This window comes from Mesomycoplasma neurolyticum, assembly GCF_900660485.1.
Classification (GTDB): Bacteria; Bacillota_I; Bacilli_A; order Mycoplasmatales; family Metamycoplasmataceae; genus Mesomycoplasma_A; species Mesomycoplasma_A neurolyticum.
This window is the reverse complement of record NZ_LR214951.1, coordinates 385056-398990: the sequence shown is the minus strand read 5'-3', so window position 1 is coordinate 398990 and position 13935 is coordinate 385056. Positions and strand designations below refer to the sequence as shown.

Annotated in this window: 13 protein-coding genes and 1 tRNA gene; 10 read left to right on the top strand and 4 right to left on the bottom strand. The window is 22.2% G+C overall.

Going from position 1 to position 13935, the window contains the following annotated elements; translation table 4 throughout:
- The first annotated feature begins 13 nt into the window (after positions 1 to 13).
- A complete protein-coding gene (locus EXC65_RS01760) occupies positions 14 to 2224 on the top strand; it encodes a beta-N-acetylglucosaminidase domain-containing protein (protein ID WP_129719782.1) in 2211 nt (736 codons plus the stop codon).
- A gap of 170 nt (positions 2225 to 2394) precedes the next feature.
- On the opposite strand, the gene EXC65_RS01755 is transcribed toward EXC65_RS01760, so the two are convergent.
- The 4 genes from EXC65_RS01755 to EXC65_RS01740 all read right to left on the bottom strand — a co-directional run bounded on the left by EXC65_RS01755 (position 2395) and on the right by EXC65_RS01740 (position 6385).
- Positions 2395 to 2772: a hypothetical protein gene (locus tag EXC65_RS01755; protein ID WP_129719781.1), complete on the bottom strand. Its 378-nt coding sequence runs from the start codon at positions 2770 to 2772 to the stop codon at positions 2395 to 2397.
- Positions 2773 to 2969: 197 nt separating this feature from the next.
- Complete coding sequence (locus tag EXC65_RS01750; RefSeq protein WP_129719780.1) at positions 2970 to 4451, bottom strand: hypothetical protein; 1482 nt, start codon at positions 4449 to 4451, stop codon at positions 2970 to 2972.
- 177 nt (positions 4452 to 4628) lie between these two features.
- A complete protein-coding gene (locus EXC65_RS01745) occupies positions 4629 to 5996 on the bottom strand; it encodes a dihydrolipoyl dehydrogenase (protein ID WP_129719779.1) in 1368 nt (455 codons plus the stop codon).
- 62 nt (positions 5997 to 6058) lie between these two features.
- Positions 6059 to 6385, bottom strand: a complete 327-nt coding sequence (locus EXC65_RS01740; protein WP_129719778.1) for a hypothetical protein — start codon at positions 6383 to 6385, stop codon at positions 6059 to 6061.
- A 340-nt stretch (positions 6386 to 6725) separates the two neighbouring features.
- On the opposite strand from EXC65_RS01740, the gene EXC65_RS01735 reads away from it, so the two are divergent.
- From EXC65_RS01735 to rsmI, 9 genes are all read left to right on the top strand, one after another.
- Positions 6726 to 7055: an ArsR/SmtB family transcription factor gene (locus EXC65_RS01735; RefSeq protein WP_129719777.1), complete on the top strand. Its 330-nt coding sequence runs from the start codon at positions 6726 to 6728 to the stop codon at positions 7053 to 7055.
- A 38-nt stretch (positions 7056 to 7093) separates the two neighbouring features.
- Positions 7094 to 7169, top strand: a tRNA-His gene (locus tag EXC65_RS01730).
- A 113-nt stretch (positions 7170 to 7282) separates the two neighbouring features.
- A complete protein-coding gene (gene gap / locus EXC65_RS01725; RefSeq protein WP_129719776.1) occupies positions 7283 to 8281 on the top strand; it encodes a type I glyceraldehyde-3-phosphate dehydrogenase in 999 nt (332 codons plus the stop codon).
- 109 nt (positions 8282 to 8390) lie between these two features.
- Positions 8391 to 10787 carry a DNA polymerase III subunit gamma/tau gene (gene dnaX, locus EXC65_RS01720; protein ID WP_129719775.1) on the top strand — a complete coding sequence of 799 codons (2397 nt, stop codon included), beginning with the start codon at positions 8391 to 8393 and terminating at the stop codon, positions 10785 to 10787.
- A gap of 15 nt (positions 10788 to 10802) precedes the next feature.
- Positions 10803 to 11078 carry a YbaB/EbfC family nucleoid-associated protein gene (locus tag EXC65_RS01715; RefSeq protein ID WP_129719774.1) on the top strand — a complete coding sequence of 92 codons (276 nt, stop codon included), beginning with the start codon at positions 10803 to 10805 and terminating at the stop codon, positions 11076 to 11078.
- Positions 11079 to 11083: 5 nt separating this feature from the next.
- Positions 11084 to 11668: a toprim domain-containing protein gene (locus tag EXC65_RS01710; protein WP_129719773.1), complete on the top strand. Its 585-nt coding sequence runs from the start codon at positions 11084 to 11086 to the stop codon at positions 11666 to 11668.
- A gap of 16 nt (positions 11669 to 11684) precedes the next feature.
- Positions 11685 to 12317 carry a dTMP kinase gene (gene tmk / locus EXC65_RS01705; RefSeq protein WP_129719772.1) on the top strand — a complete coding sequence of 211 codons (633 nt, stop codon included), beginning with the start codon at positions 11685 to 11687 and terminating at the stop codon, positions 12315 to 12317.
- A complete protein-coding gene (locus EXC65_RS01700) occupies positions 12318 to 13223 on the top strand; it encodes a hypothetical protein (RefSeq protein ID WP_129719771.1) in 906 nt (301 codons plus the stop codon).
- Entirely contained in the window at positions 13210 to 13935 is a 726-nt protein-coding gene (gene rsmI / locus EXC65_RS01695; RefSeq protein WP_129719770.1) for a 16S rRNA (cytidine(1402)-2'-O)-methyltransferase, read from the top strand. The genes EXC65_RS01700 and rsmI overlap by 14 nt, the downstream gene beginning before the upstream one ends.

Below are 13935 nucleotides of genomic sequence, written 5' to 3'. Positions count from 1 at the left end.
TTTTGAGGTAAACATGAAAAAAAATATAAATAAAAAAATAAAATTATTACTTTTTAGCAGTGTTACTTTAGCTAGTGCTGTTTCACTAATTGCAATTAGTTCATGTAATTATGAAAACAATACTAATAAAGATAAGGCAAAAAAAGAAGTTGAAGAACAAAAACAAAAACTTTTATCAAAAACAATAAAAACTGAATATAAAGTTTATCCACTTGTTCATGAAGTAAAATATTATGATAAAGCCTTTGAATTAACAAATGTTAAACTAAATTTAAGCGAAAAATTAGATGAATATACAACAAATAAAATTAAAGAAGTTTTACAAAAAAATAACATCAACACTAGTAATGATAGTTCCTATGATTTATTTGTCGGAATTTATAATGATAATTTAAAACTAGAAAAAATACTTGAAAAAAATTATGATAATTTATATAAAAAATTTGATGTAAATAAACATGATGCATACCAAATGGTAATAAAAGAAAATCAAATTATTATTTTAGCAAAAGATAGTGATGCCGCTTATTTTGCCATTACAACATTAAATGAAATTTTAAAAGCAAAAAATGAAAATTATATTCGTGAATTAGAAATAAATGATTATGCTAATATTCCAATCAGAGGAACTATTGAAGGTTATTACGGAATTCCATGAGGTAATGAAAATCGTGCTGATTTAATGGAATTTGGTTCAAAAGTTAAAGCTAATGCTTTTATTTTTGCTCCAAAAGATGATCCATATCATCGTGAAAAATGACATGAATTATATCCTGAAGATGACACTTCTGAATATAGCATTAACCAAATAGCAAAACTTGCTAAAAAAGGTGAAGAAACTAAAAATCATTTTTATTGAACCATTCACCCTTTTTTAGGAAACAATAAAATTTCATTAAAAGATATGGCTGAAATCAACAATGTTGATTTAAACACTTTTGATTTTGCAAAATATAAAAATAATAATACATTAAATCAAAATGTTAAAAATTTATTAAATAAATTAAACCAAGTTTATGATGCTGGAGTTAGATATTTTGGTATACTCGCTGATGATACAGGACAATTAAATTTTGAAGCGGTTGCAAAAATTGTGCAAATTGTTGAAAAATGAAGACATTTTAAAAATATAGCTGATAAACCATTACTTTTTGTACCAAAGCATTATGACATTGGTGAAAGAAATGATGAAAAATTTATTAAAAATCATAAAAGAGAACTAGATCTATTTGATACAACATTTGAAAAAAATACACAAATTATTACAACAGGAAGAGGAACACTTGCTCCAGTTACACAACGCTCTATTACAGGGAAATTTGGTTTCAAAAATAGACAAGTAAGTGATGAAATAAAAGCAAAAGGTGGTAGAAGGGATCCTGTGTTTTGATTGAATTGACCAGTTAATGATATAGATCGAAAAAGACACAGAAGATTGTATATGTCTAAAGCAACAATTCTTGAAAAAGGTATAACTAATTTAGCAGGACTATTCACAAATCCAATGGAAGAGTCGCAACCATCTAAAAATGCAATTTTTGCTATTTCAGATTTTGGTTGAAATAGTGATGAATTTGATGTAGATAAATCATGAGAAGAAGGATTTAAATATTTTGAACCTGATGCACATGAAGAATTAAAAGAATTAGCAAAACATATGGGTTATTATTTGGTTGAAACACCTTGAAGTCCTAAAGAAAAATGAGGAATGGAAATGCCTGAATCAATCGAATTAGAAAAAGATATTGCAGAATATAATAAAGCGTTTACATACTCAATTGCAAAAATAAAGGATTTTTTCCAAAAATCTTTAATTCTTAAACATCATTATCAAAAAATAATAAATGCTGCAAAAAAATTTATGGAAAAATCTAAGCAAGAAAAGCTTAAAACTGAAATGAAAAAATATATTTTACCACTTAAAACAAGAGCTGAAATAGCTTTAGATTTATTAAGAAAAATCGAATACTTTAAATTTATACAAGCACCTGAACAAAATCGTAAAGGTGTTGGAATGCCAACTTTTGATAAAACATGAGAAGTAGATATAGATAAATATATTGAAGAAATTGACGAAAAAATTAGAAACATTGAACTATTCAATGAAAATAATACAATTAAAACACTTAAATATACTTTATATGCTGAAGCTGGGTATCATGTAATCAAAGATCATTTAAAAAACCTAAGAAATAAACTTAATGGATTATCAAAAGAGTTTTAAAAAAATTTTTAGGATTAAAATACTTTAAATTATTTGTTTTTATAAACAATTTAAAATTTATATAAAATATCAAAAATCTTATAGTGATGTGTTAAGCATGATTTCACTATAAGATTTTTTATTACAATAAAAATTAAATAAATTTATTAAATTTAGCTTTGAATTATTTTTTATAATTCAATTATTTCATAATTTGTTGGATCTTTTAAAACAGCATTTTTAACAGCATTTTTAAAAGAATTATCATTTTCAATTTCATTTTTGTCAAAACCAAAATAATCAAAATCACTAGAATTTACAAGATTAAATAAAAGGTATGAATCATCTAATTGATCATCTATTGCTGTAAAAATTGCAACTAATGCACCATCTTGATCTAATACAATTGATCCTGAAGCACCTTCTGCTAAATCATATATTAATTGATTAGAACTATTTTTTTGTAATTGATAAATAGTTTTAACAGATCCCAAGTCATAATCATTTCCAGGTGGAACATTCATATCTATACGATCAATTTGTAATATATAATGCTCACGATAACGCAATCCATTATCAATTGCTAAGCGTTCAGGGAAACCAGCAGTAATTCAATTAACATAATCTTTTTCTTGATAAAAAGGTCCATTTCTAGAAATTTTAATATTTTTTAAATTTTTTCAATTTTCAAAATATTTAACAAATTCATAATATTTTTGTCCATCAATATTTTTTATTAATTGTTTAATATCAATAATTGATATTGCTATATCAGCATTTTTGTAATTTTCTCATTTTGTAATTTTTGTTTTGCAAAATTATTTTTAAATTCTTGGTTTTGTGCATGTCAAAAATCTAGTTGAAAAATTTCTGAATTATTTATTGAAATTGGTAATGTTTTATAATTTTTATAATCAAAGGATACATGTAAGTTATGTAATCTTTTATTATTTATATGTAATTTTAATTGTTTAATCACATGATATGCAGTTATAAAATAATATCTTTGATCTTCATCATCATTAGGTTTCACTTTAGCTAACATAGTATGCGTTCCACCACCTAAAACAAAAGTTCTTTGTCTTAAGTCATTTAGTATTTTATTTGTGCTATTATGATTTGTGATTTGTTTATTAGAATTATTAAAATTAACTTTTTGAACTTTTGATATTTTAGGAAATAAATCATTTCCTTTGAAATTTGATAAGGAAATTTCTAAATCTTTTTCAGCTTCCACTAAATAATTTAAAACAGTGATAGTAGAAAATTTTTGAATTATTAAATCTTGATTTTTTGTATTTTCATTAAAAGCAAAATCATTGTTTAAATTTTCTAAATAAACATTTAAATTGTTATTTTGATCTATTTCAAATCAATAATTCAAATTAAAAAATTTTTTTAATTTTGAAAAATTTCTAGAAAAATTCAATTCTTTTTTATTTGTTTTTTTATTTTGTAAAAGTTTTTCTAAATCCAAAATTATATTATCAAGTAAAAAGGTTTCTGAATAGTTCAAATTTCTTTTCAATGCTTTTATTAAAAAAGTTAATTCAACTTTTTTAAATGGGCTATTTAATAATTCATTTAAATTTTTTTGTAAAACGATTATTTTTTTATTGTTTTTTCAATAGTTTCATTCATTAAATTTGTCATATTCAACTAAAATTTTTGAACTATAGTTATAAATTTTTTCATCTTTTTTAAAATATGCTTTTAGATTTGGTATTTGATAAATTAATGCATTAAATTCCTTATAACTATTAGGTGGAATAAATCACTTTGGAAATTCTTGATTTAAATTATTAGGTGTAAAATTTAATATTTTAAAAATATTTGAATTAAAATAATTTTTAATGTTGTCTATTGTTTTTTCATCATAAGGAAATACTTTGTTTTCATCGAATTTTTCTTGATTATAAATTTCTTTTATTTGTTCAATGTTTTGATTAAAAACATTATTAGTTATATTTCTATTTAAATTTGTAATTATCTTTTGTGAGTTTTGTGAATCAAAATTATTATTTTTTATTTCTGATTTTTCTTCAAAGGTTTTTTTATTTTTTTCTATAGCTTTAGTTGGTAAAGTTGTTTCATTTTTATGTATTGCTTCAGGCATTTCACTAAAACTATTTTTTTTATTTGGTTTATCTTCTATTTTATTTTTGTAATAGATACCAATCGTTATAAAAGAAATAGAAATTGTAAATATAAACAAAATAATTAAACTTAAAATAATTTTCTTTTTCATTTTTTTAAAAAACATCTTAGTATTATACTATTTTATATTTTTTTAGCTATAATAAATTAGTTAGATAAAAAAATATAAGGTAATTATTTTTTTCTTATTAAACAAAAAAGGAACAAAAAAAGTACAAACATAAAAATGTTGTACTTTTAGTTTAATTTGAAAAATAAATTTAATTTTTTATTTTTTTCTAAAAACAAAGTTTCTTGATAAATAATAAAAAGCTTCTGCAAGTGTTGGATGACTATAAGCATTTTCTTGTAAGTCGAAAATAGTTTTCTTTTGCTTAATTAAGTCAGCCATATGGTTGATTAACAATGAGGAATCTTTCAATGCAATTGTTGAACCTAAAATTCTTAAATTAGATTTATCAAGATAAAGTTCGAAAAAACTTTCTAAATTAGCATTTTCAACATAATTTCTTGGTAATTTAGCACCTGGCACATTAATTTTAACATACTCAATATTTTGATTTAAAAGTTGTTGTTCATTTAAACCAACAAATGATAACTCTGGGTTTATAAAAATTGTATTAGGTACTAATAAAGGATCAAAAATTTCATTATTACTAAATCCTAATATATCTTTTGCGACAATATCACCATGTTTGTAGGCGCTTGTTGTAATTCCTAAAAGACCATTCACATCACCAATTGCATAAACGTTTTTAACTGATGTTTTCATTTTATTATCTACTTTTATAGATTTATTAGGATTTAATTCTAAATTTAAATTCTTAACATCATTAATGTTTGGAATTCTTCCAATTGCTGCAAAATATTTATCTGTTTTGATATTTATTTCTTCATTATCAATTTGAAAAAATAGTTTATTTTTTTCAAACTTTTTTAAGATTACATTTTCAAAAAAATTAATTTTATTTTTGATAAGTCATTTTTTCAAAAAAGAAGCAACTTCATCTGAAAAACGAGAAAATATCTTTTTGCTAGTTTCTAAAATAGTAACCTTAGTTTTTAAAGAGTTTAAAATGTATGCAAATTCTAATGAAATAGGACCTGCTCCTATAATAGTAATTGATTTTGGAATTGTTTTTAGTCTTAAGACATCATTAGAAGTTAATAAAATTTTTCTTCTTCTCATTTCATTAGCATTTTCTATATTTAAATCTCTTGCTCTTGAACCAGTTGCAATTATTAGTTTTTCAAAATGAATTTTTTCTTTATTTACTAATAATGTATTCTCATTTATAACATGACCATTACCTTGGAAAATATCAACTTTTGAACTTAATAACAAATTTTTAATGTTTTTCTGTAAAGTTTCACTATTTTTATTCATTCTTTTTTTCATAAATAAATAAAATTTATTTAAATCATCTATATCGATTCCATCATGTTTTTTTGCTTTATTTAAAAAATTTATTTCATTAATTAAAGTTTTGGTTGGTATGCAACCATAGTTTACACAAGTCCCACCAAGCTTATTTTTTTCAATAATAGCAACTTTTTTATCATTTTGAGCTAAAATAGATGCTAATGTATAACCGCCAGGCCCTGCCCCTAAAATAACAATGTCAAATTTTTTCATTTTTACCTCATTTTTTCTTATTTTTATAAATCGTTTTAATTAGTATATTTTGAAATAAATACCTAGTTTTTAAAATAAATCCCAAATTGAATTCATTCTAAATAATGGTAATGATCATTGTGTTTTTGTTTTTTTGATATTTTAACAAAAAAAGCTTTTTGTTCTACATTTAAGTCATAAAGAACTTCGATTTCAAATAAACCATTAGAATTTTTAATATTATTTTGAACTTTAGATCAGCCATCAATTTTTATAAATGATTTTTCTATAAGTGTATTTATCATTTTTATATTATCATCATTAATATTTATTTTTAATCTGTTAATTTGTATTTGTAAATCATTAAAATTTTTAATTTCTTCACTGATAAAATCTAAATCTAAATTCAAAATTCCTTTATTTTCAGAACTTTCAACTATAATTTTGTAAAAATTGTCTTTCTCTAAAGTTCAATCAATTTTTTTATTTTGAAAATTAATGTTATTTTCTCTGTTTTTTTCATAATCTTCATCATGTTTTTGAATAATTTTTTTATCTATTTGATTACTTGCTTTTTGATTACAACTACCAGATAAAAAAACAAAACAAAAAGTTACAAAAATAATAAATGAAAAAAATTTCTTTTTAATTTGTGTTTTTTTTATAATAAATCCTACCTTTTCACTATTATTAGAATTAATTTAAAACATTTTTAAATAAATGTGATAATTTGTTATAATTTTTATTATAATGGCAAACCAAAAAAATATTCTAAAAATCCTAAAAATTTTATCTTCTAAAATTAAATTAGATTTAATTGCTCATCTATTTTATTGCTCATGTAATGAGTGCAATGTTAATGATTTAACAAAGATTTTTAAAATTTCACAACCAAATATTTCAAATAATTTAATTTGGTTAAGAAGAAATAAAGTTATTAAATATAAAATTTTAAAAAAAGAACGCTTTTATTATTTAGATGAAAAATTTAAAGAAAAATATGGAAATTTAATAAGTTTACTTATAAAAGAAAATCAAAAATATTTTGAAAAACTCCTTTGCACTTGCAAAAATGTTTAAAAATAATTTTTTTTTGTTATAATTGTATTTGTAAATTGGCAGATGTGGCGAAATGGTTAACGCATCGGGTTGTGGTTCCGACATTCGCGGGTTCAATCCCCGTCATCTGCCCCATTTTTTAAAATCTGTTAACAAACATGTTTTAAAAAATGGTTTTTTTTATATTTTTTAGCAAAAAAATATTATAATTTAGCAAATTTATAAATTTAAGAAAGGTTATAAAAATTATGAAAAAAATAGCAATTAATGGTTTTGGGAGAATTGGAAGACTTGTATTTAGAAAAATTTGAGAAACAAACAAAAACAAATTAGATGTTGTTGCTATTAATGATTTAACAGATGCTAAAACTTTAGCACATCTTTTAAAATATGATTCAGCACACGGAATTTTTCAAGCTAATGTTGAAGAAAAAGATGGTTCATTAATAGTAGACGGTAAAAAAATTCAAATTTTAGCTCAAAGAGATCCAGAACAATTACCATGAAAAGAATTAAAAATTGATGTTGTTGTTGAAGCAACAGGATTTTTCACATCAAAAGAAGGATCAGAAAAACATATTAAAGCTGGAGCAAAAAAAGTTCTTATTTCAGCTCCTGCATCAGGTGATTTAAAAACTGTTGTTTACAATGTAAATCACAAAAATTTGACAAAAGATGATAAAGTTGCTTCTGCTGCTTCTTGTACAACAAATGCACTCGCACCTGTTGTTAATGTATTAGATAAAGAATTTGGTATATCTCATGGTTATATGACAACAGTTCATGCTTATACAGCAGATCAAAGATTACAAGATGCACCACACAGTGATTTAAGAAGAGCAAGAGCTGCTGGTGTGAATATTGTTCCTACATCAACAGGAGCTGCAAAAGCTATTGGGTTAGTTGTTCCAAATTTAACAGGTAAACTTGATGGTATTGCTTTAAGAGTTCCTGTTATTACAGGTTCATTTGTTGATTTAGCAGTTGAACTAAAATCTTCACCATCAGTAGAAGAAGTTAATGCAGCAATGAAAAAATATTCAAATGAATCATTTGCATATGTTGATGCTCCTATTGTTTCAACTGATGTTATTGGTGCAAAAGAAGGTTCATTATTTGATGCGCAACTTACAAAAGTTCTTTCAGTTGACAACAAAAAATTATATAAATTATATACTTGATATGATAATGAAACATCATATGTTTACCAATATGTAAGAACACTAGTATTTTTTGCAAATCTTTAATTTTTTTAAACTAATAAAAAACATGTTTTTACATGTTTTTTATTTTTATTTAATTGTTTATTTTTTTGAAAATTGTATAATTTAAATTAAAATAATCAAAGGAGTAAGTATGAGTCAAAATTCAATATATAAAGCACTATATCGTTTATATAGACCTAAAACATTTGATGAAATTCAAGGTCAAGAATTTATTGTAGAAACATTAAAAAATATTATTAAATTAAATAAAGTTTCACATGCTTATCTTTTCACTGGACCAAGAGGAACAGGTAAGACATCAATTGCAAGAATATTTGCAAACACACTGAATTGTGATCATAATGATAATAAACTTATTCCTTGTTATAATTGTATTGTTAATATTGAACGCTCTATGGATATTATTGAAATGGATGCTGCTTCTAATAGTGGGGTAGATGATATACGAGAATTAAAAGAAAAAATTCAAAATGCACCATCACATTCTAAATATAAAATTTATATCATCGATGAAATACATATGTTGTCAAAATCAGCATTTAATGCTTTACTAAAAACATTAGAAGAGCCACCATCACATTCTATTTTTATTTTAGCAACTACAGACTTACATAAAATACCTTTGACCATTTTATCAAGAGTACAAAAATTTAATTTTTCTAAAATCCCTAATAAAATTATTTTAAAACATCTTCTTAAAATTTTAGAAGAACAAAAAATTGAATTTGAATATAAAGCTATTGAAAAAATTATTAGATTATCTGATGGTGGACTGAGAGATGCTTTATCAATGATTGAACAAGTTTCTATTTATACTAATTCTAATATTACAACAGAAAAAGTTGATATTGTTTTTGGCCTTGCATCTATTGAAAATTTAATTAATTTAGTAAATTTAATGTCAAAGTTTGAAATTTATAATTTATTTTTAGAATTAGAACATTTAGTTGCTGCAGGATGTGATATTTCACTTTTGGCAAATGATTTGATAACCTTGATGAAAGATTTTTTAATTTTTAATAAATTAAAAAAAGATTTATTTTTAGAAATATCTACAAAAGAAGAAGTTGAAAAACTTAATATCACGACAAAACAAGCTTTTATTATTGTTGAGGAATTAGTATGTTTTATAAAAGATATAGCTTTTTTAAATAATTTACAACAAGCTTTGGAATTATCATTTTTAAAAATAATGAATTTATTTGAAAATTCACAAATAGATAAAATTAAAGAAATAAATAATAAAAATGAAGATGAAAATATTGCAAAAGTTTATGAAACATTAGAAAACTTTAAAAAAAATGCTGAAGAGAATGAAGTTTTTTTCTTTGATAAATCAAATGATAAATTTTCTGTAAATTTATCAGAAAAAACTATTGAAGATAATAGTTTTAATAGTCAAAAAACTCAAATAAATAATTTTGATCTTGCACAAGAAAAAAATGTTAATATTTTTTCAGAGAATTTAGATAATTCATTACATGAAATAGACAAATTATTAGGTGCAGCAAAAGAAATTAAAAAAACCGAGGATCAGTCAAAGGTTAATTTTATTTTTTCAAATTTTTTAACTGAAAATGATGCAGTAAGTGAAACACAGGAAAAAGAAGATACAAGTTTTTTAAATTTAAAATATGATTTTACTAATGAAAATGAAACAGATTTAAATTCATTATCTCAAACATGAAGTCTTCAAAATAAAACTAGTGAAAATAATGTTGATTTAACAAATGAAGAGAAAATTGATAAAGAATCACCGCTTTTCCTTTATGACAATTCATGAGAAAAAAATACAATTGAAAATGATTTAACTAATGATGTTGAGGCAAATTCAATGCTTTCAAGTGATTATCATAAATTAACACAAGAATTTTTCGCAAGTGAAATTAAAGAAAATAAAGTTCATATATCTGAAGATGAAAAAAATATTTTTGAAGATGAAAAAACATCTAAACAGTTGCCATTAGACTTTAGTTTAGAAATCACAGGCAATACAGTTATTCAAACACTTCCAAGTGAAACCAGTGATTTTACAATTGTAGATGATGACATATATACAGTTGATGAAATTATTAACTTGTTTGGTTTGAATAAACAAAACAAAAATCATAAAGAAATTAGAGAAAAACGTAAAAAAGAATTTGCTTCTACTAATTTTTATTTACATGATTCAAAATTTTCAAAATATATTGAATGACTTGTATCATGTAAATTTATAACGGGAAATAATGATTTTATTTTAATTAGTGCTGATCCACAGGAAAATTTTGCTATATTTCAAATAAATGCACATAAAAATGATGTTGAATTTAAAGAATTGCAACAAATAATTTTTGGAAAAGAAATTTATGTTTTTGCAATTACAAAAAAACTTTTTAAATTATCACAAGATAAATGAAAAAGAATGGTTGAAACAAAAACAGTTCCTGATGTTTTTGAACCTTTAAAAGAAATAAATCAAAAATCAATTGAAGAATTAAAAGATGAAAAAATAAAATCACTTTTTGGTGATAAATTCAAATTATAAAATAAGGAGTTAAAAATGAATATTCAAGAATTAATGAAACAAGCAAAAAAAATGCAAAAAGAATTATCTAAAAAACAAGATGATTTAAAAGAAAAAGAATTTACTTTTTCAAAACAAGGAATTGATATAGTGATGTATGGAGATAGACAAATTAAATCTCTTACTATTAATCCAGTATTAATTGATCCAGAAGATAAAGAAACTTTAGAAGATCTAATAATTATCACTATTAATGAAGCTTTAAAAGAATTAGATAAAAAACATGATGAATTATTACCAAAAGGAGTTTAAAACTAATGTTTGGTAAAGAATATGATTCTTTAATTTTAAATTTAAAAAAAATACCTGGGATTACTAAAAAGCAATCTGAAAAAATTGCTTTTTATATTTTGAATTTAGACTATAAAGAATTAGATATATTGATTAATTCAATGCAAGAATTAAATAAAAATTTAAATAAATGTAGTACATGTAATTTTATAACTAGAAATGTCAAGTGCGAAATCTGTCTTGATGCAAATCGTTCAAAGCGTTTGCTGTTAGTTGAAAGTGATTTAGATGTAATTAAATTAGAAAATAGTAAAATTTTTGATGGTAAATATTTTGTTTTTAATTTTGAAGATAAAGAATCCATTGAAAATGATTTAATTTTATTATTTTCTATATTTGATGATTTTAATGAAATAATTATTTCTTTTTCACCAACTATTCAAGGAATTGCTTATACTAATTATATTTCATCAATTTTATTAAAAAAAAATAAAAATAAAAAAATTTCCAAAATTGCTTATGGAATACCAATAGGTTCTAAAATAGATTATATGGATAGTTTTTCTATTAAAGAATCAATAGAAAATAGAAAAGAAATTAAAAATAAATAAAACGGAGGTGAACAAGGTGTTTATAGTTTTTGAAGGGATTGATGGCTCAGGTAAAACTACAATTATTGAAAAATTAAAAAAATTTTTACCTGAATATTTCAAAAATAAACAATTTGTTTTCACTAGAGAACCTGGTGGTACAAATTTAAAAGAAGCTGAACAAATAAGAGCTATTTTATTAGAAAAACAAAATGACATTGATTCTTTTTCAGAAGCTATATTATTTATGGCTGCAAGAAGAATGCATTTAAACAAGGTAATATGACCTGCACTTGAACAAAATAAAATTGTTATTTGTGATAGATTTGTTGATTCATCTATAGCTTACCAAGGAGCGGGAAAAAATATCGGTGTAGAAAAGATAGCTAAATTAAATGATTTGATTGTTGAATCTACATATCCTGATTATACATTTTACTTACAAACATCTGTTCATTTATCAAAAGAAAGACTTAACAAAAACAGAGTTGCTGAAGATAGAATAGAAAATAATAATGATGATTTTTTTGAAAAAATTGTTAAATGTTATGATGAATTATTTTTAAAGAATAAAGATAGATATATCTTAATTAATAGTAATAATTCAATTGATGTTGTTTATGCTGAAGTAAAAAAAGAAATTGTAAAAATAATAGAGAAAGCTAATTAAATGCTTTTATCTACATCAAAACAAATAATTTTTAAAGCTTTTCAAACAAAACAATTTTTTCATTCATGAATTTTACATTCAGAAAACAAGAATAACATTAATGAAAATTTGATGTTTTTGATTTCACAAATTCTTAATAAAGAAATTAAAAATTTATCAGAAATTCAAAATTATTGTTATATTTTGGATGGTGAGAATAATGATTTCAACAAAAAGAAAGTTGAAATGATTGTTAAAAGTTTAACTTTATCAACTTCTAAAAATCAGCCTAAAATTTTTATTCTTTTAAATTTAGATAAAATGCATATTAGTATTTTAAATTCTCTTTTAAAATTTATTGAAGAGCCTTTTTTAAATACTTTTATTATTATGACAACAGAAAATATTAAATCGATTTTAAAAACTATTTTATCAAGGTCAATTATCATCAAATGTTTTAGTGATGATATAAATAAACTTAAAATATATATTGATAATAATTTAAAAATTCAAGAAAAAAATTTATTTTTTTACTTATTCGAAAGTGTTGATGAAATAGAGAAATTCGGTATTGATAATGCAAATCAAATATTAAACGAATTTTTAACATTAATTCAAAAGGTTGAAATAAGTAATTTACTATTTTTTCTATCTAAAGAAATAAATGAAAAAAACATTTGATTTGTTTTAAAACTTTTTGAAGCATTTTTGAAAGAAAAACTTTTTAAAAATAAAAAATATTTTAGTTTAAATATTTTTAAAGCTATTCAAAAACATAAATATTTAGATCAAGGTAAAATTATTAAAATATTAAACTTAATTAAGGAAATAAAAAAATCATTTAAATATAATGTTAATTTTTGAATTCAAAAGAGTTATTTTATTAGTTATTTAAATGATTTATTAAATAAAGATGGAAAAAAATAAAATTTATATAATTGGTACACCTATTGGTAATTTAAAAGATATAACACTTAGAGCACTTGAGATTTTAAATGAGGTTGATATTATCTTATGTGAAGATACAAGAAGAAGTTTGCAATTATTAAATCATTTTAATATCAAAAATAAAAAATTAATTAGTTATCATAAATTTAACGAAAAAAAAATAGCAAATTTTATTACTAATTTATTCAATGATGAAAATAAAAAAATTGCACTGATTTCTGATGCTGGTATGCCAAAAATTTCGGACCCTGGTCATATTTTGATTAAAAAATGTCATGAGCTAAAAATAAATTTAGAAATTATTCCAGGACCTAGTGCTTTTGTAAGTGCCTATGTTTTATCTCCTTTTGAAGGTAATTTTACTTTTTTAGGTTTTTTAAAAGATAAAAGTTCACAAAGAATTAAACAACTAACCGCACTAGATGAGGGTGTTTATATTGCTTATGTTTCACCTTATAAACTTTTGAAAACTTTAGAAGATTTAGAAATAGTTTTTAAAGAAAAGATAAAAATTTTTTTAGCCAAAGAATTAACCAAAATTCATGAAACACATTATTATGGAACACCTAATGAAATTATAAATTTTTTACCTGAAACAATAAAAGGTGAATATGTTATGTGTTTTGAAATTGCAACTCAAAAAGAAAAAAAAGTTAAAGAAAACAAATATAAAAATTTAGTTAATAAATAA